Below are 22,861 nucleotides of genomic sequence, written 5' to 3'. Positions count from 1 at the left end.
AGTCGTCGACGGCCGGCAGTCGTCGACGGCCGGCGGGGAGGCGGTCGACGGTCGGCGGGGAGGCGTCAACGGTCGGCGGGGAGGCGGTCGACGATGTGCCGGGCGATCTCGAACGAGCTGGTCGCGGCCGGCGACGGCGCGTTAAGCACGTGCACCTGCCGCTCCGTCTCGACGATGAGGAAGTCGTCCACCAGGCTGCCGTCCGGGCGTACGGCCTGGGCGCGTACGCCGGCTCCGGCGGGGACGATGTCGGCCTCGGTCAACTCCGGCACCAGCCGGGCGAGGCTGGCTGCGAACCGTTTCCGGGACAGCGAGCGGGTCACCTCGGTCAGCCCGTACCGGTAGTGCCGGCGGGCCAGCGCCCAGAGGCCGGAGTAGCCGACCTGCTCCCAGACGTCGCGCGGGTCGAACCGGCGCCACGAGTAGCCCTCCCGGGCGGTCGCGAGCACCGCGTTCGGGCCGGCGTGCACCGTACCGTCGATCATGCGGGTCAGGTGTACGCCGAGGAACGGGAACTGCGGGTCGGGTACCGGATAGATCAGTCCACGCACCAGCTTCCGCCGCTGGGGCACCAGTTCGTGGTACTCGCCCCGGAACGGCACGATCCGGGCCGGCGGGTCGATGCCGGCCAGTGCGGCGATCCGGTCGGCGTGCAGCCCGGCGCAGTTCACCAGTACGTCGCCGGTCACCTCGCCGGTACTCGTGCGCACCACGACGCCGCCGGCCCGGCCGTGGCTCCCGGCGACCCCGTGGATCCCGGTGACCCTGGTGTTCCGGCGCAGGTCGGCGCCGCTCGCGGCGAGGAGTTCGGCGAGCCGCCGGCAGACCGCGCCGAAGTCGACGATCCCGGTGGAGGCGACCCGCAGCGCGGCGACGGCGGCGACGTGCGGCTCGTGTTCGGCCGCCTCGATCGCGTTGAGCAGGGTGACCGGCAGCCCGTTGGCGAGCGCCCGCTCGTGCAGCGCGTGCAGCCGGGGCAGTTCGGCCGCCTCGGCCGCGACGATCAGCTTGCCGCAGACCTCGTACGGCAACTCCTGCTCGGCGCAGAACCGCACCATCGAGGCGCTGCCGGCCCGGCAGAGCGTCGCCTTGAGACTCCCCGGCCGGTAGTAGACCCCGGCGTGGATGACGCCCGAGTTGTGGCCGGTCTGGTGGGCGGCCCAGCCGGACTCCTTCTCCAGCACGGTCACCGTGTCCCGGGGCCGGTCGGTACGCAGCCGGTGCGCCACCGCGAGCCCGAGGATCCCGCCGCCCACGATCACGTACCTGGTCATCCGCGCTCCCCGGCCGCTGGCATCGGAGCCGATGGTATGCGCCCGTACCCGGCCCGGGACGGCGTCGCGTAGCCGCCGGTCAGGGCGTGTCCCGGTACGACACTGTCGGGTTGACGACTGTTTCTTCCGCAATATGGCAAGTCACGACAAATATCAATACTAGCCTGTAGCACCCCAATTTAGAGAACTTTTCACAATAGGCAGGTTCGATGCCGACCTATCCGCAATTACAAGCTGAATCATGGTGGGGTCGGGAGATCGTCACGCCGGAACTGGACTGGCTCGGCGACGAACTGTGCCGGCGTACCGGACGGCCCCGGGGCGCCTTCGGTGTCAAGGGCGACAACAACCACCTGCGGGGCGCCCACCGATCCCAGGAGTGGATCCTCAAGTCCCGGTACTGCACCTCCCGGACGTACACAGTGCAGTCGGGCCTGACCGCCGTCCAACAGCGACACGTCGCCGGAGTCGACTTCACGCCGGGCTCGGCCGGCCAGATGGTCGCGCAGTGCAAACGGCTCTACGCCGCGCTGCGCGCCGGTCAACTCGAAGAGGTACGCGAGTTCTACGGCAACGTCGACGGCGACAAGGTCGTCGACGGCTGGGACAACGTGCGGAACCGGGCCGCCAGCAGCGATTCCAGCCACCTGTGGCACTGGCACCTGACCCTCGACCGGCGCCACTGCGCCGACAGACGCGTGATGGAGCGGATCCTCGCGATCGCGCTCGGAGACCCGACGGAGGAAGACGTGGACGACGCGACGATTGACAAGATCGCAACCCGTACCAAGGCGAAGGTGCTGGCCGACGGCGGGATCCAGCAGTTGCTGGCCCGGGTCCAGCAGTTGACCGTCAGCCAGGCGACCCTGCTCGACGCCGTCGGCCGGGACACCACCGACGAGAAGGCCATCGTCGACGGCGTACTGGCCGGGCTCGGCCAGCGCGACATCGACAGCGTCGCGGCGGCCCTGAGGTCCGCGTTCGGCGACCGGGCGGCGGAACTGGCGGCGAAGTTGGGCACCCCGGCGAGCTGACGTGTGGGTGAACTGGCAAATCTCCTCCCGACCGGCGGCTTCGGTGCCGTCGGCGTCGGAGGGCTGCTCGTGACGATCGTGGCGTACCTGCTCAACGCCAACCGGGCCGATCGCAAGGAATACCAGGAGGCGATCGACCGCGCGGAGAAGCGCGCGGACGACGCCGCACGCCGGACCGATGCCGCCGAGCAGCGCGCCGAGGGGCTGCAACAGGCCATCGACGAGGCCCGCCGCGCGCGGCGGGCCGCCGAGGACGCGCTCGCCCTCGTCGAACGCGAACTGCACCGCTACCGCCCCAACGGTCCGGCATGACCGCCGGGCCTGACGACCTTCGGTGATGACCCAGGCGAGATCGGCAGGCCGGATCGCCGCGAGGAGGCGCGATGACCGAGGAGACGGAAATCTTCCGCCGCCGGATGGACCGGCGCATCCGGCGCCGGCTCATCATCGTGGTGGTGGCGACCGCGCTGGTCGCGGCGGCCGGCGGCTGGGCCTGGGCGAGGCTGGGCCGGCAGGCCGCCGTCGAGCAGCGCCGGGCGGCGACCGCGGTCTCCGGCGCCGAGCAGCTCTGCCAGCAGGTACGCCAGCTCGGCGGCGAGTGCGTCGTCGACCCCGCCAACCTGCGCGGCGCGCAGGGCCCGGCCGGACCGGAGGGTCCGCCAGGCCCGCCGGGGCTGCCCGGCCGGGACGGCCGACCGGGCGATCCGGGCCCGCCCGGAGATCCCGGCCCGCCGGGCGAACCTGGTCCGGCCGGCGATCCGGGCCCTCCGGGCGTGAGCGGGGGTCCGGGTGCCGCCGGCCCGACCGGACCGGAAGGCCCCGCCGGCCCGGAGGGACCCGCCGGCCCGACGGGCGAACCCGGTCCCTCCGGCGGACCCGGGCCGCCCGGCCCGATCTGCCCCGCCGGTACGACCCTGCTGACGCTGACCGTGGTGACGCCCGAGGGACCACGGCAGATCACCGCCTGCGTCGTCGACCCGGCTCCGCAGACACCCGCCCCGTGACCGCCCACTCCCGGGCCGCCGGTTCGCCGGTGGATTTACGCCGCGTCGCCCCGCTCGCCTGACGCCTTCGAGAGGGTGTCCCGGTGTAGTTGGAGCCCCCGGTCGGACTCGAACCGACGACCACTCGCTTACAAGGCGAGTGCTCTGGCCAACTGAGCTACAGGGGCGCGATGTTCGTGGTCAGCATAGCGACAGATGCCCTCCTACCATGGGTGGCACCGATTCCGATACCCGACACCGGGCGGCCTCGGAAGCGCTTGGTGACGGACCATGCCCGGATGCCCGAAATGTTCGTCAGGTACATCCCAGAAACGCCGCCTCACCTTGGCATGTGAGAAAAACCCGTTTACCGTGGCGTGACGCGGATGACACCCGACGCTGGCCACGGCCGGCCGAATGCCGTCCACGGACCGGTGCGGTAGCGCGCCGGTCGTTCTTTCACTCGGATCGTCCGGCACGTTCCTGCCGGTGGAAGGAAGCGCTGCACCATGGCTACGGTCACCTACTCGAAGGCCACCCGGATCTACCCGGGTACGGAGCGCCCAGCGGTCGACCACCTCGACCTGGAGATCGGCGACGGCGAGTTCCTCGTCCTGGTCGGCCCCTCCGGCTGTGGCAAGTCCACCAGCCTCCGCATGCTCGCCGGGCTGGAAGACGTCGACGACGGCTCGATCTACATCGACACCCGGGACGTCACCCACCTGCCGCCGAAGGCCCGCGACATCGCGATGGTCTTCCAGAACTACGCGCTCTACCCGCACATGACGGTCTACGAGAACATGGCGTTCGCGCTGAAGCTCCGCAAGACCTCGAAGTCGGAGATCGACCGGCGGGTCAAGGAAGCGGCCGCCCTGCTCCAGCTGGAGGACTACCTCAGCCGCAAGCCCAAGGCGCTCTCCGGCGGTCAGCGCCAGCGGGTCGCGATGGGCCGGGCGATCGTCCGGGAGCCGCAGGTCTTCCTGATGGACGAGCCGCTGTCGAACCTGGACGCCAAGCTCCGGGTGCAGACGCGTACCCAGATCGCGACCCTCCAGGCCAAGCTCGGCGTCACCACCGTCTACGTCACGCACGACCAGGTCGAGGCGATGACCATGGGCCACCGGGTGGCGGTCATGCTCGACGGCGTGCTCCAGCAGGTCGACACCCCGCGTGAGCTCTACGACACCCCGGCGAACGTCTTCGTCGCCGGCTTCATGGGCTCCCCGGCGATGAACATCAAGACGGTGCCGCTGACCGACAGCGGGGCGATGTTCGCCGACCTGGCCATCCCGCTGACCCGCGAGCAGGTGGCCGCGGCCAGGGCCGAGGGCGGCAACGGCAAGGTGACCGTCGGCTTCCGTCCGGAGGACTGCGACCTGGTCTCGCAGAGCGAGGGCGGCCTCGCCCTCGTCGTCGAGCTGGTCGAGGACCTCGGTTCGGACGCGAACGTCTACGGCCACGCCGCGATCGACGGCACCTCGGAGCGGTTCGTGGTGCGTACCGACCGGCGGAACATGCCGAACATGGGCGACACCGTCTACGTGAAGCCGCGTACCGGTCGGAACCACGCCTTCCACGCCGTGACCGGCAACCGGATCTGATCCGGCCGACCGACCGAATCGGGGCGGTCGCTTCCTGCTGGAAGCGACCGCCCCGATCGTTTTCCACCGGACCTTCCGCCGGGGTCGCGGTGCCGGGCGACTCCGGCGGGCGCCGATCAGGTCACGGCGGAGCCGAGCGGCGTCGGCGGCCGACCGGGCCGGTCAGAGCCTGCCCGCACCCGCACCCGCCGTGACGGATGCCTTGACCGTGCCGACGTTGTCGGCGGTGTAGCCGTACGGGACCGCGGCCACCGAGCCGTTGACCTCGCACGGGCCGGAGTTGGTCAGCGAGTTGTTCCGGGCGACCAGCCGGCCGGGGTCGGAGTCGGCGTACCCGCTCGCCGACCAGCACGCCTGCTGCACGTTCTCGAAGACGTTGGCTTCGACGAGTACCCCGGCGTTCATGGTGGACGCGATCGCGTACGAGTCGGCGTTGTTGTTGACGTTGGAGTAGTAGTTGTTGAAGACGTGTACCGTCTCGCCGAAGCGCACCCGGGGGCTGCGCTCGAAGGTCCGGTCGAACCAGTTGTGGTGGTACGTGACCCGCAGGTGACCCACGTCCTCGCCGGAGTTGCCGTCGGAGTGGCCGACCAGCGAGGTCTTCCAGTGGTTGCGGACGACGTTCCAGGACACCGTGATGTAGTCACCGGCGTGGGTGATGTCGATCATGCCGTCGTAGAAGTCGGGATCGTCCTCGATCGTGCTGGAGAACGTGTTGTGGTCGAGCCAGATGTGGGTGGCGTTCTCGATCTGGATCGCGTCCCCGCCGGTCACCCCACGGATGTTCATGTTCTGGATGATCACGTTGGCCGGCTGCATGTCCTCGATGTTGAGGGTGGTGCCGGAGACGCCGGAGTTCGCCCCGACGCCGCGGATCGTCTTGTTCGCCGTGATCTCCACGGTCCCCGAGCCGCTGAGCATGCCGTTGACCAGGATGGTCCTGGCCCCCGAGGACTGCGCCTGGGTCCGGAAGTCGGCGAAGCTGCTCACCGTCACCGTGGCACCGCCGGCCCCGCCGGTGGTGCCACCGGCCTGGGCGGCCCAGCCGACCAGACCGGTCTGCGGCGGGCCGCTGGTCGGCGGCGGCGTCGTGGCGGCCGGCGTGGTGGGCGCGGGCGTCGTCGGGTTGGTGGTCGGGTTCGTCGTCGGGCCGCCGGGCAGCCCGACCCGGCCCACCCCGGCCTGCGCCGAGACGACCGCCTTCATGTCGCAGGCGGTCTGGACGGTGTACGGGTACGGCGGGTTGCTGACGCTGCCGCCGGTCTGCCCCGAGCCCGAGTTGATCAGGCAGTTGTTCCGGGCCACCAGCCGGCCGTCCCCGGAGTCCCCCTCGCCGAGGTGGTACGGGTCGTCGACGTTCTCGAAGTAGTTGCCCTCGACGATCACGCCGGCGTTCTCGGTCGACGCGACACCGTAGTTCCCGGTGTTCAGGTAGTAGTTGTTGTAGACGTGCACCTGGTCGCCGAAGCGGACCCGGGGGTTGCGCTGGTTGGTGTTGTCGAAGAAGTTGTGGTGGTAGCTGACCTTCAGATAGCCGACGTCCTGGGCGGCGTTGCCGTCGTCGTGCCCGAGCAGCATGTTCTTGTCGGTGCCGTCCGCGTGGTTGTACGAGATCGTCACGTACGACGAGCCGCGCTTGACGTCGACGCCACCGTCGCCACCGGTGGTCCAGGTGTTGTGGTCGATCCAGATGTGGTGCGAGAACATCTGCACGTTGACCGCGTCGTCGTCCCAGTCCCGGAAGTTGAGGTTCCGCAGGATGACGTTGTGCACGGCGTTCGACGGCGGCGAGGTGATGTCGTCGTCGATCGGCAGGCCGATGTTGAGGCCGCCGCCGGTGAAGCCGGAGTTGGCGCCGAGGCCGACGATCGTCTTGTCCGAGCTGACCTCGTGCATCGGGCCGGGCAGGTCGATCATCCCGCTCACCTGGATGATCTTCGGTCCGGCCGAGGCCGCCTCGGTGACGAACTGCGCCGCCGAGTTGACGGTGACGGTCGGGCCGCCCGCCCCTCCGGTGGTGCCGTTCTGGCCGAGCGCGTTGACTCCGGCCCAGCCGTCGGCCACGTTGGCGCCGGGGTTGCCGGTCGGCGGCGGGGTGGTGGTCGGGCCACCGGTCGGCGGCGTGGTCGGGGTGCTCACGCTGTCGCTGACGAGTACGTCGTCGAAGTTGGCGGTGGCGTTGAAGGTCGCCACCCCGATCCGGCCGGTGCCGTAGGAGCTGTCGGTGCCCTCGGTGAGCAGCGTGCCGTTGACGTACCCGCGCAGCGAGCTGCCCGACACGTCGAGCCGCAGCGTGTACCAGTTGTTCAGCCCGACGGTCACGCTGGCGGTGTCCAAAGTGGTCGAGGAGCCGCCGGAGAGCCGCTTCAGCTCGACGGTGTTGTTGCTGCGCAGCGCCAGGTAGTAGTAGCTGGTGTTGCTCTGCACCCGGGCCAGCAGCGCGACGAACCGGTTGGAGCCGTTGAACGCGGTCGGCTTGACCCGGGTCTGCACGGTGTAGTTGGCCCAGCTCGTGGTGCCGGCCAGGGCCCGGGCGTCGCTGCTGGTGCCGGACTGCCGGTACACCCGGCTGCCGTCGGTGTCGACGGACCAGGAGCCGCCGGACGTGGTCCAGCCGGTGGAATTGCCGTCCTCGAAGTCGTCGGAGAAGAGCGTCGCGGCCTGGGCGGTGGCGCCCATCCCGATCGCGAGGGCGACCGCGACGAACGCGGAGCCGGTCGCGAGCAGGAGCCCGCGACGACGATGTCTCCGCCGGGTGTCGGTGGTACTCACGGAACCTCCTCGGTTATGTGTCTGCCCTTTCGGGCACCGGCCTCGATCCAGGAAGCCATCCATTGATAGTTATCGATCTTTAGGAGCCGGGTCGGCCCGGGACGAAGTGCGGCGGACCAGGCGCAGAGGGTGCGGCGGGCCGCGCGGCGGTGCGACCGGCACCGCCGCGCGCGGGGACCGCTAGAAGGACAGCTTCCCGGTACCGCTGCCCGCCATCACCGTCGCCCGGATGCCGTTCGGGTCGGCGACGGTGTAGGAGTAGTAGCTGCTCGGCTCGGTCACCGAACCGCCGGAGTCACCCGGCTCGCTCGTACCGGCCAGCACGTTGTTGCGGGCCACCAGCCGGCCCCGGTCTCCGGCGTAGCTGATCGACCAGGGCACCTCGACGTCCTCGAAGTAGTTCCCCTCGACCACGCAGCCCGAGTTCATCTGGCAGGCCACCCCGACGTCGGTGTTGTAGACGAAGTAGTTGTTGAAGACGTGCACCGGGTCGCCGAACCGGACCCGCGGATTGCGCTGCGGCGTACGGTCGAACCAGTTGTGGTGGTAGGTGACCTTCAGATACCCGGTGTCCTGCGCCGCGTTGCTGTCGTCGTGCCCGAGCAGCATGTTCTTGGTGTGGTGGTGGGTGTGGTTCCACGACACCGTCACGTAGCTGGCGCCCCGCTTGACGTCGATCAGGCCGTCGTAACCGGCCGACAGGTCGTTGTGGTCGATCCAGACGTGGTGCGAGAACATCTGCACGTTGATCGCGTCGTCGACGGTGTTCCGGAAGTTCAGGTTCCGGATGATCACGTTGTGCACGGCGTTCGCCGGCGGGCTGGTCGCGTCGCTGACCGGCAGCCCGATGTTCAACCCGCCGCCGGTGATCCCGGAGCTGGCGCCCACCCCGACGATCGTCTTGTCGGACGTCACGTCGTGCATCGGGCCGGGCAGCGCGATCATGCCGTTGACCCGGATGTTCAGCGGGCCGGACCGGCTGATCGCGGTGAGCAGGTCGGTGGCGGTGGAGACCGTCACCGTCGGGCCGCCGGCCCCACCCGTGGTGCCGTTCTGGCCGAGCGCGAACACCCCGGCGAAGCCGATCGGCGGGGCGCCCGGGTCGAGCGGCGGACCGGTCGGCGGCAGCGTCGGCCCGCCGGTCGGGCCACCGGTCGGCGGCGTACCGGTCACCGTCGCCACCTCGACGTCGTCGAAGGAGCCACTGGCGTACGAGGCGGCCAGGCCGACCCGCCCGGTCGAGAGTACGGAGTCGGTGGCCTGCACCGAGAGGCTGCCGTTGACGTACCCGCGCAGCGTGCTGCCGGTCGCCTCCAGCCGGAGCGTGGCCCAGGTGTTCAGCGGTACCGCGCCGGAACCGCTGGCCAGCGCGACCGGCGCCGAACCGTCGCGCTTGACGAGCTGCACCCCACCGCCGCTGGTCACCACGAGCGCGTAGTAGCGGCTGGAACTCTGCGCCCGGGCGATCACCCCGACGTGCCGGTTCGCGCCGCCGAACCCGGTCGGCTTGACCCGGGCCTGCACGGCGTAGTCGCGCCAGGAGGTGGTGCCGGTGAGGGTACGCGCGTCGCTGCTCTGCCCGGACTGCCGGTAGACCCGGCTGCCGTCGGTCGCCACCGACCAGCTTCCGCCCGAGGTCGACCAGCCGGAGGAGTTGCCGTCCTCGAAGTTGTCGGTGAGCAGGGTGTCGGCGAAGGCGGCCGGCATCGCCACCGTCATCGCGGCGGCGGTGAGCAACCCGGCCGCGCCCGCGACGGCGGTCAGCCGCCACCTCGGTCGTCCCCGGGACTGGTCTGCGTGCACGGTGAACCTCCCTGTGGCGGTGGTGGGGGTGTGGGCCGCCGTCGGCGCGGCGACGGCGGCGGTGTGGGGGTACTGCGTTCTCGGCGGCGCCGCGCCGCCGCTGGCTGGACCCGGCGGGACGACCGGGCCAGCGGTCACACCGGCAGGACGAGCGGGTCCGGCGTCAGACCGGCAGCCGGCCGGCTCCGGAAAGGGCCTGCACCACCAGCGGTACGAGGGGAGCGGGCAGCACCGGTCCGGCCCGCAGCGTCGGCGTCCATCCGGCGTCGCCACCCAGGTCGGGGTCGTGCTCGGCGTTGTACGCGGCCAGCAGGCTCACCGGCCGGGCCGGCTTCCGGCCCTCGCGTACCCAGTTGCCCCGCTCGGTGAGCACCGTGCCGTCCCAGTCGTAGAGCAGGTCCGCGGCGGTGATGCCGGTGCCGAGGGTGAAGTGGTTGTTCTCGGCGTGGACGGCGGACTGCACGCCGATCCCGATCGCATAGCTGAAGCCGTCACCGGCGAGCCGGTAGGCGTTGTTGTAGATGTCGACCCGGCCGAACCGCACCCGGGGCAGCCGCTGCCTGGTGCCGTCGAAGAGGTTGTGGTGCAGCGTGACGTCGAGCCGGCCGACGTCCGGGCCGACGGTGTTCGAGGAGCCGATCAGCATCACCTTGTCCCGGGCCACGAACCGGTTGTACGAGGCGGTCACCCGGCTGGCGGTGTGCGTGATGTCGAGCGACCCGTCGTGCACCATGTACGGCCGTCCGAAATAGACCGGCAGCCCGCTGTCCGGGTTGTCGCCGTCGGTGAAGGTGTTGTGGTCGACCCAGACGTTCTCGCTGCGGCGTACCGACATCAGGTCGAACTGGGAGTTCCAGGCTCCGGCCTCCCCGTCCGTCGGCGACCAGGCCGGGAAGCAGTCCCGGGCGTCGGCGAAGGTCAGGTTCCGCACGATCACGTTGTTGGCGGTGTCCACCATCAGGGTCAGCCCGGTGAGGGTCGCGCCGCGCAGCCCCACGATGGTGGTGTTCGGACCGACGTTGATCTGGGTCTGTCGGGTCTGGTTCGCCACCGACCGGACCCGGGCCTGCTCCAGCGGCCCGGACGGCGGCACCCGCCCCCACGTCGCCGGGTCGTACGCGGCCAGGTACGCGTCGAGCGAGTACTCGGGGTCGGCCAGGTCGGCGCAGTCGAGCAGCCGCCCGTCGTCGGACTCGAACCCGTCGATCGTCCCCTTGACATAAATGATCTTCGGAGTAGCGTTGTTCCTGTTGGTGGCGTTGTCGCCACCGAGCGCCCGGACCAGCTCGCCGCGGGTCCGGACCAGGTGCACCTGGTCCGCGGCGGCCGCCGACCCGCCGGTGGTGCCCGGTCCGGCCGAGGCCCAGCCGTCACCGGCCGGCAACGCCTGCCGGCCCAGCAGACGGGCTCCCCAGGACAGTCCGTCCGCACCGTGTGCGCCGGCCGTCGCGGGCGCCGCCACCAGGGCGCCGGAGACCACGAGAAGACCACCGACCACGGCCGCGGTCAACCTGCTCGATCGCATCACACTCTCCGCGTCTGTCTACCGTTCGCCGGATCTCGTAATGCTTACGAAATCTCTTCTTATTGAACGGTAGGGAGAAGCGCTTAAAGGTGTCAATGCGTTCTGTTTGCAGATATGTTGCATCGAACGAGGACAATAATGATTAGCTCGGCGGCCCTGTGCCGAGTAGAGGATATTCGGTCCGATTTCTATCGGACGATTGTCCCCGAGATTTGCAGTCCGTCGTCCGTTCTCACGCAGCCGGCCCGGCCGTCACGCATCGCCCGTCTCCCTCTCCACCGCAGTCCGGTGCGGCTTCACCGCCCACGGCACACCCAGCTCCGACAGGAGTGCGCCCTCCGCCGCCGCCCGGCGCAGCGCCGCGTTGACGCCCCGGATCGTCAGTACCCGCTCCGGCCCCGCACCGGTCGCCACCACCCATTCGGCGCCGACCGACGCCGGCTCCGGAGCGGCCGAGATCGCCTGCACCAGGGCGGTGAACGCGGCCGTACGGGACAGCGGCGCGATCAGCGGCACGCCCGCCGGATCCGCCCGGTGCGCCAACAGGTTCTCCAGCAGGTTCACCCGGCCCGGCACCTCGCGCGGCCCCGGGTCACCGGGCAGCGTCAACCGGTCCGTGGGATATTCCAGCACCGCCCGACCGGCCGTACCGTGCACGATCACCTCACCGGCGACGAAGTCTTCACCCGCGAGCGTGACCGCGGCCAGCACCGGCAGGCCGCAGCCGAGGGTCGCCCGCAGCGCGGCGGTGTCGTCCACCTCGATCGGCCGGGTCCGGTAGCGCTCCAGCTCCACCTGCGCCGGCCAGTCCGGCGGCGCGCCGTCGACCGCGCCCGACGGCGAGACCGCGCCGGCCGACACCGCCGACCCGGCCACCGCCAGGCACTGCATCACCGCGTGGGCCAACGGATTGACGAGTACGCCGTCCAGCGCCGGCCGCCCGTCCAGGCTGCGCCGGCCGGCCCACGGGGCACGGGCGTAGTAGCCGTCGGTGCGCTGCCAGGACGCCACCGTGGAGATCCCGGTGACCCGGCCCAGCCGGCCGTCGGCCACCGCCGAGGTCAGCTCGCGCAGCGCCTCGGAGCCGAGCGCCTGGAAACCGATCTGGGCCACCCGGCCGTGCTCGGCCAGTGCGGCGGCCAACGTGCGGTGCTCGGCCAGCGAGAGCACCGGCGGCTTCTCCAGCAGCAGGTCGGCGCCGGCCCGGATCGCGTCCAGCGCGATCGGCAGGTGGGTGTGCGGCGGGGTGCAGATCACCACCACCTCCGGCCGGGCCGCCGCGAGCATCTCGCGGTGATCGGTGAAGACCCCCGTACCGGGTGGTACCGGCGCGTCCGGCGCCGCCTCCACCGGGCGTACGTCGACCAGCGCGACCAGTTCCAGCTTCCCGGCGTCGTGCAGCGGGGCGATGATCCGGCGGTGCCACATGCCGTGCCCGCTCGCCCCGACCAGTGCCACCCTCGGCGGCGTCCCGACCCCGGTCATGCCGCACCCGCCAACGTCTTCTCCACCCCGTGCCGGTCCAGTGCGGTGAGCCACTCGACCACGAGGTCGCGTACCTCGTCGTCGGCGGCCAGCTCCGCCGGAAACACCTCGGTCAGCCCGAAGAGCGCCTCCACCGTCCCGGCCGGCGACTGCTTCCCGCCGGCCAGGGCCGCCCGGATCCGGTCGGCGAGCGGGTCGTCCAGCGGCAGCGGAGTACCGTCGTCGGCCCGGCCCTGGGCGAAGCGCATCCAGGCCGCCACCACCAGGGCCGCCCACCGGGGCCGGGCCCCGGCCGCGCGCAGGTCCTCGATGGTGTGCAGCACCCGCTGCGGCAGCTTCTGCGAGCCGTCCATGGCGATCTGGATGGTGCGGTGCCGGATCACCGGGTTGGCGAAGCGCTCCAGCACCTCCTCGCCGTAGTCGACCACCGAGACGCCGTCCGGCGGGGTGAAGCTCCTCGCCACGTCCTCGGCGATCAGCCGGCGCAGCACCCCGGCCAGGTGCGGGATCTCCAGCGCCTCGGCGATGGTCTCCCGACCGGCCAGCGCACCGAGATAGGCGGTGGCCGAGTGCACCCCGTTCAGCGCCCGCAGCTTGAGCCGCTCCCACGGGCCGGCGTCGTCGGTGAGTACCGCACCGGCCCGCTCCCAGGCCGGTCGCCCGCCCGGGAACCGGTCCTCGATCACCCACTGCCGGTACGGCTCGGCGGCCACCGCCGCCAGGTCGCTCACCCCGAGCGCCGCCTGCGCGTCGGCCAGGGTCTGCGCGGTGCTCGCCGGCACGATCCGGTCCACCATGGTGCCCGGGAAGCTGACGTTCTCGCGCAGCCAGTCGGCGATCCGCTCGGACCGGCCGCCCGCACCCGCACCGACCACCCCGAGCGCCTGGCCGACCAGGCTGTGCAGCCGCTCCCCGTTCGACGGCAGGTTGTCGCAGCTGACCAGGGCGATCGGCCCGGCACCGGCGACCGCCCGGGCCAGCAGGCCCCGGACCAGCAGGCCGGGCACCGTCTGCGGCGGCCGGTCGGTGGTCAGGTCGGCGAGCACCGCCTCGTCCGGGCGGAGCCGGCCGGTCGCCGGATCGAGCTGGTACGCCTTCTCGGTCACCGTCAGCGTCACCACCCGGATGGCCGGGTCGGCCAGCAGCGCGACGATCGCCGCCGGGTCGCTGGCCGCGTGCCGGACCTCGGCGAACGCTCCGATCACCCGGGTCTGGTTGCCCGCCCCGGAGGTGCTGGTCACGCTGAACAGGCAGTCCTGGGCGGCGAGCTTGGTCATCATGTCGGTGCTGCGCGGCGCCACCCCGACGATTCCCCAGTCACCACCGGCCGCCGCCACCGCCTCCTCGGTGTAGACCGCCTGGTGGGCCCGGTGGAAAGCGCCCAGCCCGAGGTGCACGATCCCGGCCGGTACGGCACCGGGCCGGACCAGCGGGCGGCTCGCCTCCGGCAGCTTGCGCAGTGCGCCGAGGCCCAGCCGCGACGCGCCGACGGTCACGCCCATACCGGGCCGTCCGGGAAGGAGTACTCGGCGATCGAGCCCGGCTTCATCGTCGAGCTGTAACCGGGCTGCTCCGGCAGCAGATAACGGCCGCCCCGGGTGCGTACCGGGTCGACGAAGTGCTCGTGCAGGTGGTCGACGTACTCGACCATCCGGCCGTCCAGCGAGGTGCCGACCCGCAGATAGTCGAAGATCGCCAGGTGCTGGACGTACTCGCACAGCCCCACGCCACCGGCGTGCGGGCAGATCGGCACGCCGAACTTCGCCGCCATCAGCATCACCGAGAGCACCTCGTTGACCCCGCCGATCCGGCAGGCGTCGATCTGGCAGACCCCGATCGCCTCGGCCTGCATGAGTTGCTTGAAGATGACCCGGTTCGCCGCCACCTCGCCGGTGGCGACCCGGCAGCGCCCGCCGGAGAGCCCGGTCACCGCCTCGGCGATCCGGGCGTGCCCGAGTACGTCGTCGGCGTGCGTCGGCTCCTCGATCCAGTACGGGTCGAACTCGACCAGCCGGGACATGTTCTCGATCGCCTCGTCGACGTCCCAGACCTGGTTGGCGTCCATCATCAGCAGCGCGTCCGGGCCGATCTCCTCGCGGATGATCCGCGCCCGGCGTACGTCGTCCTCGACCGGACCGCCGACCTTCATCTTCATCGCCCGCCACCCCTGGGCGTACGCCTCCCGGGTCAGCGCCCGGACCTTGTCGTCCGGATAGCCGAGCCAGCCGACCGAGGTGGTGTAGGAGGGGAAGCCGTCCCGTTCCAGCTCGGCGAGCCGGTCGGCGAGGCCGACCTGTCCCTTGTCCAGGATCGCGGCGGCCTCGGCCGGGTTGATCGCGTCGATGATGTGGTGGAAGTCGACGTTGCGGACGAGTTCCTCGCTCGGCATCTCGGCGAGCAGCCGCCACAGCGGCTTCCCCTCCAGCTTGGCCCGCAGGTCCCAGACCGCGTTGACCAGGGCGCCGGTCGCCATGTGGATGACGCCCTTCTCCGGCCCGAGCCAGCGCAGCTGCACGTCGGCGCTGAGCGACCGCCAGAACTCCACCGGCTCCGCGACGATCTCCGCCATCGTCCTGCCGACGACGTGGTGGGCGAGGGCCCGGATGGCGGCGCAGGTCAGCTCGTTGCCCCGGCCGTTGGTGAAGGTGAACCCGGCCCCGAAGGTCCCGTCCGGCGCGTCGGTGCGCAACTCGACGTAGCTGGCCGAGTAGTCGCCCCGGTTGATCGCGTCCGAGCCGTCCCCGGCCGCCGCCGTCGGAAACCGCACGTCGTGCACGTCGACGCCGGTGATGGTCACACTCACTGAGCTTGCCTTTCGTTCGCGACTGCGGGACTCACTCGCTGCGCTCGCTCATTCCTCGCGCTCACCTGTCAGTGCCTCCGAGCTTGAAGACCTTCTTGGGCAGGTGGTAGGCGAGGTCGACGATGGTCTCGGCCGCCTCGTCGGCCGGCAGCCGGTGCTCGGCGACGAGCCGGGCCAGGAAGCCGGCGTCGATCCGCCGGGCCACGTCGTGGCGTACCGGGATGGAGCAGAACGCCCGGGTGTCGTCGACGAACCCGGCGGTGTTGTAGAAGCCGGCGGTCTCGGTGACCGCCTCGCGGAACCGGCGCAGCACCTCCGGCGAGTCCAGGAACCACCAGGGCGCGCCGAGGTAGAGCGCCGCGTAGCCGCCGGCCAGCGGGGCCAGTTCCCGGGTGAAGGTGTACTCGTCCAGCGTGTAGACGACCAGCCGCAGCCGGGGATCGTTGCCGTACGTGTCGAGCAGCGGGGTGAGCGCGTGCAGGTACTCGGTGGCCTGTGGGATGTCGCCGCCGACGTCCCGGCCGTGCTTGGCGTAGAGCCAGCGGTTGTGGTTGCGTACCGAGCCGGGGTGCAGCTGCATCACCAGCCCGTCCTCGATGGACATCCGGGCGAACTCGACCAGCATGTGCGCCCGGAACGCCTCGGCGTCGGAGGCGGTGGCCTCGCCGCGCAGCCCGCGCTCGTAGAGGGCGCCCGCCTCCGCCTCGGTCAGCCGCAGGGTCAGCGCGGTCGGGTGGCCGTGGTCGGTGGAGGTCGCCCCGGCGGCGATGAACGCCTCGCGGCGGCTGCGCAGCGCGGCGAGGTAGCCGGGGTACCGGCCGGTGTCCTCGCCGGTGATCTCGCCGAGCCGGGCGACGTTGCCGGCCCAGCCGTCGAACTCCATGTCGACGACGTTGTCCGGCCGGAAGGTGGTGATCACCCGGCCGCCGGGCCCGCCCCAGCCGTCGGCGGCGAGCTTGGCGTGCCGGCCCAGCTCGTCGAGCGGCGACTCGGTGGTGGCCAGTACCTCGATGTTGAAGCGTTCGAAGAGCGCCCGGGGCCGGAACTCCGGCTGGCCGAGCTGCGCGGCGATCGCGTCGTAGATCTCGTCGGCGGTGGCCGGGGAGAGGCGGGTCTCGATTCCGAAAACGTTCCGGAAGGTCTCCTCCAGCCAGAGCCGGCTCGGGGTGCCCCGGAACAGGTGCCAGTGCGCCGCGAACCGGCGCCAGATGGTGCGGCCGTCCGTCTCCACCGGCTCGCCGTCCACCGCCGGTACGCCCAGCTTGGCCGGGGTGACGCCCTGGCTGAGCAGCATCCGGGTCAGGTAGTGGTCCGGCACGATGATCAGCCGTGCCGGGTCCGGGAAGGCGACGTCGTCGGCGAGGATGCCCGGGTCCACGTGCCCGTGCGGCGAGATCAGCGGCCGGTCCCGGACCAGCGCGTACAGCTCGCGGGCGATGGCCCGCTGGCTGGGCTCGGACGGGAAGAGCAGGTCGGGCCGGTCGGACGGTGCGGACACGGGTCGGCTCCTTGCGATCAGGGGATGGTGAGCAGCTCGGCGACGCGGACCGGCTGCCCGGTTTCGAAGGATCGGTTCGCGGCCAGGCCGGTGAGCAGGGCGAGTGCGCCGTCCCGGGCGGTGGCCGCCCGGGCCATCGGGTCGGTGTGGCCGCCGAAGAGCACCGCCGTCATCCGGGCGTCCGCGCCGCCGTGTCCGGTGCGGGTGTAGCCGGAGACGGGTACCTCCCGGGGCTGCTCCCAGAACGGCCGCAGCGTGATCTTCGCCCAGCCCTCCTCCACGGCTGCCTGTACGCCGTGCAGCGCGGCACCCTTCAGCTCGCCGGCCGCCTGCGGGCTGACGAAGTCGCTCTCCACCACCTCGAGTTCGAGCCGTCCCCGGCTGCCGTTGAACATCACCCGGTAGCCCTCCCAGGGTGCGTACGCGGTCAGGTGGTAGGTCATGGTGGCACCACTGTCGTACTGCGCCAGCACCGCCATGTCGTCCTCGATGGTCACCCCGGGCGCGAAGACGTTCTGGTCGCGGTGGTAGCCGTCCTCGGCCTCCGCCTCCAGATAGAGCGCCCGCAGCCGGGGGTGGTCGGCCAGGTGCAGCGCGAACGGGTCGTCCGCGGCGGCCGGCGAGCCGTGCGCCCGGTCGTACGGGCGGGCGTAGCCGTGCCGCTTCCCGGCGACGTCGCCGTAGAAGAAGAGCCGGCCGGCGGCGTAGACCTGCACCGGCCTTGCGTCCAGCCACCAGTTGACCAGGTCGAAGTGGTGACTCGCCTTGTGCACCATCAGCCCGCCGGAGTTGGCCTTGTCCCGGTGCCAGCGCCGGAAGTAGTCGGCACCGTGGCGTACGTCGAGCAGCCACTCGAAGTGCACGGAGCCGATCTCGCCGATGGCGCCCTCGGCGAGCACCTCCCGGACCTTCTCGTGCAATGGGTTGTAGCGATAGTTGAAGGCGACCGAAACTTTCCGGCCGGTTTCCGCAACGGCGGACAGGATCCGCTCGCACCGGGCCACGTCGGTGGTCATCGGCTTCTCGGTGATCACGTCGCAGCCGGCCCGCAGCGCCGCGACGATGTACTCGTCGTGCGTCCGGTCCACGGTGGTCACCAGCACCACGTCGACCCGTTCCTTCTCCAGCATGCTGGAGAACTCGCTGGCCAGGTAGGTCGGCACCGGCTCGAAGTCGAGTTCGGCGAGCCAGCCGTTGTGCGCGTTCATCCGGGCCGGGTTGACGTCGGCGAAGGCGACGAGTTCGGCCGTGTTCGGGTGGTCCAGCACCAGGGCGCGGACGAACATCTCCGCGCGCGCGCCCGTGCCGACCAGGGCGAAACGCTGCCTTCCCGGGGTTACCGTCATCCCAGCTCGCCTCCGTTGGCTGCAAAGGTTTGCAGGAGAAGTAACCACGCAACCCGGGCACCCGTCAACGGGCGGTAGCAAAGCTGCGGCCTATATCCGGATTTGTAACTATGGGAGCACTCCCATAGCTGCGTACCGCAACAAAGCCGTAACCGATCCCCGTTGACACCTGAGCAACCGTTTGCATTAATTGGCCAACCAAGTGACGGCAGACACACCGGCAGCCACAGAGAGGACTCGCGTGCCAGCCACCATTCGAGACGTCGCGCGGGCCTCCGGGGTGCACATCTCCACCGTCTCGCGGACGTTCTCGGCCCCACACCTGGTCAATCCGGAGACCCGGAACCGGGTGCTGGCCTGCGCCGAACACCTCGGCTACCGGCCCAACCGGGCCGCCCGGGCCCTGATCACCGGGCGCACCCACAACATCGGCCTGATCATCGCCGACATCGCCAACCCGTTCTTCCCGCCGCTGATCAAGGCGGCGGAGAGCCAGGCCCGGCAGCGCGACTACCACATCTTCATCGCCGACACCAACGAGGACCCGGCGGCCGAGGAGGACCTGGTGCACGCCCTGGCCAAGCAGGTCGACGGCGTGCTGCTGTGCAGCCCCCGGATGAGCAACAGCCTGATCGAGCAGCTCAGCCGCGAGGTGCCGCTCGTCGTGATCAACCGCCAGGTCACCGGCCTGCCGGCGGTGGTGATGGACGTCGGTCAGGGCGCCCGGCTCGCCGTCGAACACCTGACCGGGCTCGGACACCGCGACCTCGCCCTGCTCGGCGGGCCGCGCGGCTCCTGGACCAACCGGGAGATCCGCCGCTCGGCCACCGCCGCCGCCCGGGCCGCGGACGCCTCGCTGACCGTGCTCGGCCCCAACCCGCCCACCGAGGGCGGCGGCATCGCCATGGCCGAACAGGTACGCCGCAGCGGCGCCACCGCCGTACTCGCCTACAACGACCTGATGGCCATCGGCCTGATGGAAGGGCTGGACTCACTCGGGCTACGGGTGCCCAGGGACATCAGCGTGGTCGGCATCGACGACATCGCGCTGAGCCGCCTCACCCGGCCCAAATTGACGACGGTGGCCACGCCAACCGCGGCCGCCGGCCGGACGGCCGTCGACATGCTCCTGCAACACGACGGTTCCGCCTCCGCTCGCGCCGGTCGCGGCGGTGGACGGACCAGCACCACCGACGACCGTCGCACCACCGCACAGGTAAGCCTGCAGACCGAATTGGTCATCCGCGACTCGACGGGTGTCGGTCCGGCGGCTTCGGCCGACCGGCCCGGAACGGCGGCAGCAGCCGACAGTCCGGGCGCGGCATCTCCTGCTCGCCCGGGCCCGCACGGCCATCCGGTCCCGGGCGACGTGACCGCGGCCACCCCCGAAAGTGTCGCCTCCTAACGCCAAGGAGTGAGCGAAAATGCACCCCGCCACACCCCCGAGGGCAAACGTGCCTGCCGCGCGTAGCCGCCGTACCCTGCACCGTCGAGGCCTGCTCCGGATCACCGCCGCGATGGTCGCCCTTCCCCTCGTGCTCGGCGCCACCGCCTGCGGCGGCGGCGAGGAGGCGAGCACCGACCCCAACGCCAAGGTCGAACTCTCGATCTTCTGGTGGGGTGGGGAGGCGCGCGCCAAGCTCACCGAGGAGGCCCTGGCGCTCTACACCGCCAAGCACCCCAACGTGACGTTCAAGAAGACCTGGCAGGCCAACCAGGGCTACTTCGACAAGCTCGCCACGTTGACCGCCGGCGGCGACGCCCCGGACATCTTCCAGATCGACGACAACTACCTGACCGAGTACGCGTCCCGGAACACCACGCTCGACCTGACGAAGTACAAGGACGAGGGCAAGCTCGACGTCAGCAAGTTCCCGAAGAGCCTCTACGAGTACGGCGTGGTCGACGGCAAGTTCGCCGGGGTCGCGTTCGGGGAGAACACCCAGGGTCTGGTCTACAACAAGTCGCTGCTGCAGAAGCACGGCCTGCCGGAGCCGACCATCGGGATGACCTGGGAGGCGTTCATCGCCTGGGCGGCGAACGCCAGCAAGGTCACCAAGATCCCCGGCACGATGGACCCGAGCGCCGACTACAAGGCGTTCTGGGTCTGGCTGCGCCAGCAGGGCAAGGACCTCTACAAGGGCAAGGAACTCGGCTTCACCGCCGACGACGTGACCAAGTGGTTCGAGCTGTGGAAGGGCGCCCGCGACCAGGGGGCCACCCCGACCCCGGACGTGATCCACGAGGGCAACGCCACCGACATCACCAAGCAGCTCGTGGTGACCGGCAAGGCGGGTACCTCGTTCGTCTGGGCCAACCAGATGCCGGAGCTGAAGAAGAACACCAAGGACGAGCTGGGCGTCGTCTCCTACCCGGGTGACCCGAGCGCGCAGTGGGCCCGGGCCTCGATGTACTTCTCGGTCTTCGGCAAGACCAAGCACCCGGACGTCGCCGTCGACGTGATCAACTTCCTGGCCAACGACCCGGAGGCCGGCAAGATCCTGGGCACCGACCGTGGCCTGCCGTCCAACCTGGACGTGCGCAAGGCGGTCAGCGACTCGGTGACCGACCCGGCGATGAAGCAGTCGATCCAGGTCGAGAACGAACTCGGCGCCAAGTTCGGCCCGTCCCCGCAGGTGCCGCTGAAGGGGCACAGCAAGGTCCGGTCCGAGCTGATCAAGTTCGCCGAGGAGGTCCAGTACGGGCGGCAGACCCCGGCCCAGGCCGCCGCCGCCTACTACGAGGCCGCCAAGGCAGCGATCGCGTAGCGCGGTCACACGTTCGGAGAGGAGTTGGCTCGTGGCGTTGACCACGGCGCCCAACCCGACTCCGCCGGCCAGGGAAACCGTCCGGGCCTCCGCCAAGTCGCGGAGGCCCGGACGGACCCGGCACGGCGAGGGTCTGGCCGGTTACGTCTTCCTGTCGCCCTGGCTGATCGGCCTGATGGCCATCACGGCGATTCCCATGCTGCTGTCGCTCTATCTCAGCTTCACCAACTACGACATCCTGACCGACCTGTCGGACGTCGAGTGGGTGGGGCTGGCGAACTACGAGCGGATGTTCACCGCCGACCCGTCGTACTGGCACGCGGTGCAGGTGACGCTCTCGTTCGGGCTGATCGCCGTACCGCTGAAGCTGGCCGCGGCGCTCGGCGTCGCGCTGCTGCTCAACCGCGCCTGGCGCGGAGTCGGGCTGTTCCGGGGTCTCTTCTATCTGCCGTCGCTGCTCGGCGGCAGCGTGGCGCTGGCGATCGTCTGGGTCAGCATGTTCAACCGGGACGGCGCGTTCAACTCGTTCCTCAGCCTCTTCGGGATCGAGGGCAAGCCCTGGGTCAACGACCCGGAGTGGTCCCTGGAGACCCTGATGGTGCTCGCCATCTGGCAGTTCGGCGCGCCGATGGTGATCTTCCTGGCCGGGCTGAAGCAGGTGCCGACCGAGCTGTACGAGGCGGCGGCGGTCGACGGCGCCAACAAGCTCCGGCAGTTCGTCAACATCACCCTGCCGATGCTCTCCCCGGTGATCTTCTTCAACCTGGTACTGGAGACGATCAACGGGTTCCAGGGCTTCACCGCGGCGTTCGTGCTCAGCAACGGCACCGGCGGACCGGTCGACTCCACCCTGATGTACACGCTGAACCTCTACATCACCGGCTTCACCGAGTTGGAGATGGGCTACGCCTCCGCGATGGCCTGGGTCTTCCTGGTCGCGATCGCCCTGATCACGGTGGTCTTCTTCAGCACCGGCCGGTTCTGGGTGCACTACTCGGACGGAGACGGAAACTGATGGTCGCCCAGACTCCGACCCTGCCCCGCCCCGGCGGCCGGGCGACCGCCCGCCGTCGCCCGGGCGGCGCCGGCCGGCAGGCCGTCCGGCTGCTGATCCTGATCGCGATCCTCGCGGTGGTGCTCTATCCGCTCTTCTGGATGATCGGCACCTCGTTCAAGTCGCAGGAGGAGATCGTCAGCAACATCGGGCTGCTCCCCCGCGAGTTCACCCCGGGCAACTTCACCGACGGCTGGACCAACTTCGACGTCAACTTCGGCCGGTTCTTCTTCAACAGCGCGGTGGTCAGCCTGCTCACCGTGGTCGGCAACGGCATCTCCTGCCTGCTCGCCGCCTACGCCTTCGCGCGGCTGCGGTTCCGGCTGCGCGGGCTCTGGTTCGCCGTCATGATCGGGACACTGCTGCTCCCCGGGCACGTGCTGATCGTGCCGCAGTACATCCTGTTCCAGAAGACCGGGATGGTCGGCGCCGCCTGGCCGTACCTGCCGCTGGTGCTGCCGCAGTTCCTCGCCACCGAGGCGTTCTTCGTCTTCCTGATGGTGCAGTTCATGCGGGGCATTCCGCGCGAACTGGACGAGGCGGCCAAAATCGACGGGGCCAGCTCGTACGGTATCTTCCGGCACGTGATCCTGCCGCTGAGCCGACCCGCGCTGGTCACCACGGCGATCTTCTCGTTCATCTGGACCTGGAACGACTTCTTCCGGCAACTGGTCTACCTCTCCGACCTGGAGGACTACACCGTGCCGGTGGCGCTGACCCTCTTCATCGACTCGACCAGCCAGAGCGCGGTCGGCCCGATGTTCGCGATGTCGCTGCTCTCGCTGCTGCCGGTCTTCCTCTTCTTCATCGCCTTCCAGCGGATGCTGGTCGAGGGCATCAACACCAGCGGGCTGAAAGGATGAACCGGGAGGGCACGGGTGGAGTGGTGTGGTGGTAGCGCATGCGGGCGCAGGT

The 22,861-nt window shown here is 70.5% G+C and carries 17 protein-coding genes and 1 tRNA gene; 8 read left to right on the top strand and 10 right to left on the bottom strand.

Translation table 11 applies throughout. The features are described 5' to 3' along the window. Nucleotides 1-65 precede the first annotated feature (65 nt). Nucleotides 66-1,274 (bottom strand): L-2-hydroxyglutarate oxidase, encoded by a 1,209-nt coding sequence (gene lhgO / locus C6W10_RS07755; protein WP_107257469.1) that lies wholly within the window; start codon nucleotides 1,272-1,274, stop codon nucleotides 66-68. 209 nt (nucleotides 1,275-1,483) lie between these two features. On the opposite strand from lhgO, the gene C6W10_RS07750 reads away from it, so the two are divergent. The 3 genes from C6W10_RS07750 (at nucleotide 1,484) to C6W10_RS07740 (ending at nucleotide 3,312) form a co-directional block, all read left to right on the top strand. Next, on the top strand, nucleotides 1,484-2,308 hold the full coding sequence (locus C6W10_RS07750) for a hypothetical protein (RefSeq protein WP_159104503.1): 825 nt from the start codon (nucleotides 1,484-1,486) through the stop codon (nucleotides 2,306-2,308). Nucleotides 2,309-2,311: 3 nt separating this feature from the next. Next, the gene (locus C6W10_RS07745) at nucleotides 2,312-2,620 is read left to right on the top strand and encodes a hypothetical protein (protein WP_107257467.1); all 309 of its coding nucleotides are present in this window, start codon (nucleotides 2,312-2,314) and stop codon (nucleotides 2,618-2,620) included. 71 nt (nucleotides 2,621-2,691) lie between these two features. Next, nucleotides 2,692-3,312: a collagen-like triple helix repeat-containing protein gene (locus C6W10_RS07740; RefSeq protein WP_107257466.1), complete on the top strand. Its 621-nt coding sequence runs from the start codon at nucleotides 2,692-2,694 to the stop codon at nucleotides 3,310-3,312. A gap of 90 nt (nucleotides 3,313-3,402) precedes the next feature. On the opposite strand, the gene C6W10_RS07735 is transcribed toward C6W10_RS07740, so the two are convergent. Then, nucleotides 3,403-3,479, bottom strand: a tRNA-Thr gene (locus C6W10_RS07735). Nucleotides 3,480-3,800: 321 nt separating this feature from the next. Here C6W10_RS07735 and C6W10_RS07730 point away from each other — a divergent pair. Further along, nucleotides 3,801-4,892, top strand: coding sequence for an ABC transporter ATP-binding protein (locus C6W10_RS07730; RefSeq protein ID WP_107257465.1), 1,092 nt, complete (start codon nucleotides 3,801-3,803; stop codon nucleotides 4,890-4,892). Nucleotides 4,893-5,054: 162 nt separating this feature from the next. Here C6W10_RS07730 and C6W10_RS07725 read toward each other — a convergent pair whose 3' ends face one another. The 8 genes from C6W10_RS07725 to C6W10_RS07690 all read right to left on the bottom strand — a co-directional run bounded on the left by C6W10_RS07725 (nucleotide 5,055) and on the right by C6W10_RS07690 (nucleotide 18,124). Continuing rightward, on the bottom strand, nucleotides 5,055-7,664 hold the full coding sequence (locus C6W10_RS07725; protein ID WP_159104502.1) for a family 16 glycoside hydrolase: 2,610 nt from the start codon (nucleotides 7,662-7,664) through the stop codon (nucleotides 5,055-5,057). 180 nt (nucleotides 7,665-7,844) lie between these two features. Beyond that, nucleotides 7,845-9,467 (bottom strand): polysaccharide lyase family 1 protein, encoded by a 1,623-nt coding sequence (locus tag C6W10_RS07720; protein WP_234361656.1) that lies wholly within the window; start codon nucleotides 9,465-9,467, stop codon nucleotides 7,845-7,847. A 163-nt stretch (nucleotides 9,468-9,630) separates the two neighbouring features. Continuing rightward, nucleotides 9,631-10,992, bottom strand: a complete 1,362-nt coding sequence (locus tag C6W10_RS07715; protein WP_107257463.1) for a polysaccharide lyase family 1 protein — start codon at nucleotides 10,990-10,992, stop codon at nucleotides 9,631-9,633. Between the two features lie 252 nt (nucleotides 10,993-11,244). Continuing rightward, nucleotides 11,245-12,477, bottom strand: coding sequence for a Gfo/Idh/MocA family protein (locus tag C6W10_RS07710; RefSeq protein WP_107257462.1), 1,233 nt, complete (start codon nucleotides 12,475-12,477; stop codon nucleotides 11,245-11,247). Beyond that, nucleotides 12,474-13,979 (bottom strand): mannitol dehydrogenase family protein, encoded by a 1,506-nt coding sequence (locus C6W10_RS07705; RefSeq protein ID WP_107257461.1) that lies wholly within the window; start codon nucleotides 13,977-13,979, stop codon nucleotides 12,474-12,476. The genes C6W10_RS07710 and C6W10_RS07705 overlap by 4 nt, the downstream gene beginning before the upstream one ends. Continuing rightward, nucleotides 13,970-15,280, bottom strand: coding sequence for an enolase C-terminal domain-like protein (locus tag C6W10_RS07700; protein ID WP_107257460.1), 1,311 nt, complete (start codon nucleotides 15,278-15,280; stop codon nucleotides 13,970-13,972). Before C6W10_RS07700 ends, C6W10_RS07705 begins: the two co-directional genes overlap by 10 nt. Before the next feature lie 61 nt (nucleotides 15,281-15,341). Continuing rightward, nucleotides 15,342-16,778: a glucuronate isomerase gene (uxaC, locus tag C6W10_RS07695; RefSeq protein WP_107257459.1), complete on the bottom strand. Its 1,437-nt coding sequence runs from the start codon at nucleotides 16,776-16,778 to the stop codon at nucleotides 15,342-15,344. 17 nt (nucleotides 16,779-16,795) lie between these two features. Then, nucleotides 16,796-18,124 carry a Gfo/Idh/MocA family protein gene (locus C6W10_RS07690; RefSeq protein WP_107257458.1) on the bottom strand — a complete coding sequence of 443 codons (1,329 nt, stop codon included), beginning with the start codon at nucleotides 18,122-18,124 and terminating at the stop codon, nucleotides 16,796-16,798. A gap of 241 nt (nucleotides 18,125-18,365) precedes the next feature. Between C6W10_RS07690 and C6W10_RS07685 the strand changes: the two genes are divergently transcribed. From C6W10_RS07685 to C6W10_RS07670, 4 genes are read left to right on the top strand one after another with little or no spacing between them, the layout of a single operon-like run. Further along, nucleotides 18,366-19,529, top strand: coding sequence for a LacI family DNA-binding transcriptional regulator (locus tag C6W10_RS07685; protein WP_107257457.1), 1,164 nt, complete (start codon nucleotides 18,366-18,368; stop codon nucleotides 19,527-19,529). Between the two features lie 19 nt (nucleotides 19,530-19,548). Beyond that, nucleotides 19,549-20,892, top strand: coding sequence for an ABC transporter substrate-binding protein (locus tag C6W10_RS07680; RefSeq protein WP_107257456.1), 1,344 nt, complete (start codon nucleotides 19,549-19,551; stop codon nucleotides 20,890-20,892). A 31-nt stretch (nucleotides 20,893-20,923) separates the two neighbouring features. Next, on the top strand, nucleotides 20,924-21,907 hold the full coding sequence (locus tag C6W10_RS07675) for a carbohydrate ABC transporter permease (RefSeq protein ID WP_107257455.1): 984 nt from the start codon (nucleotides 20,924-20,926) through the stop codon (nucleotides 21,905-21,907). Beyond that, a complete protein-coding gene (locus C6W10_RS07670; protein WP_107257454.1) occupies nucleotides 21,907-22,809 on the top strand; it encodes a carbohydrate ABC transporter permease in 903 nt (300 codons plus the stop codon). The genes C6W10_RS07675 and C6W10_RS07670 overlap by 1 nt, the downstream gene beginning before the upstream one ends. Nucleotides 22,810-22,861 lie beyond the last annotated feature (52 nt).

Source organism: Plantactinospora sp. BB1 (assembly GCF_003030385.1).
GTDB lineage: Bacteria > Actinomycetota > Actinomycetes > Mycobacteriales > Micromonosporaceae > Plantactinospora.
Note: the sequence above shows the minus strand (reverse complement) of the source record. Positions and strands in the feature narration are given on the sequence as shown.

Coding starts and splice junctions, on each gene's coding strand:
- lhgO (WP_107257469.1), bottom strand. CDS start 1,274: ATGACCAGGTACGTGATCGTGGGCGGCGGGATCCTCGGGCTCGCGGTG.
- C6W10_RS07750 (WP_159104503.1), top strand. CDS start 1,484: ATGCCGACCTATCCGCAATTACAAGCTGAATCATGGTGGGGTCGGGAG.
- C6W10_RS07740 (WP_107257466.1), top strand. CDS start 2,692: ATGACCGAGGAGACGGAAATCTTCCGCCGCCGGATGGACCGGCGCATC.
- C6W10_RS07730 (WP_107257465.1), top strand. CDS start 3,801: ATGGCTACGGTCACCTACTCGAAGGCCACCCGGATCTACCCGGGTACG.
- C6W10_RS07715 (WP_107257463.1), bottom strand. CDS start 10,992: ATGCGATCGAGCAGGTTGACCGCGGCCGTGGTCGGTGGTCTTCTCGTG.
- C6W10_RS07710 (WP_107257462.1), bottom strand. CDS start 12,477: ATGACCGGGGTCGGGACGCCGCCGAGGGTGGCACTGGTCGGGGCGAGC.
- C6W10_RS07705 (WP_107257461.1), bottom strand. CDS start 13,979: ATGGGCGTGACCGTCGGCGCGTCGCGGCTGGGCCTCGGCGCACTGCGC.
- C6W10_RS07690 (WP_107257458.1), bottom strand. CDS start 18,124: ATGACGGTAACCCCGGGAAGGCAGCGTTTCGCCCTGGTCGGCACGGGC.
- C6W10_RS07680 (WP_107257456.1), top strand. CDS start 19,549: ATGCACCCCGCCACACCCCCGAGGGCAAACGTGCCTGCCGCGCGTAGC.
- C6W10_RS07670 (WP_107257454.1), top strand. CDS start 21,907: ATGGTCGCCCAGACTCCGACCCTGCCCCGCCCCGGCGGCCGGGCGACC.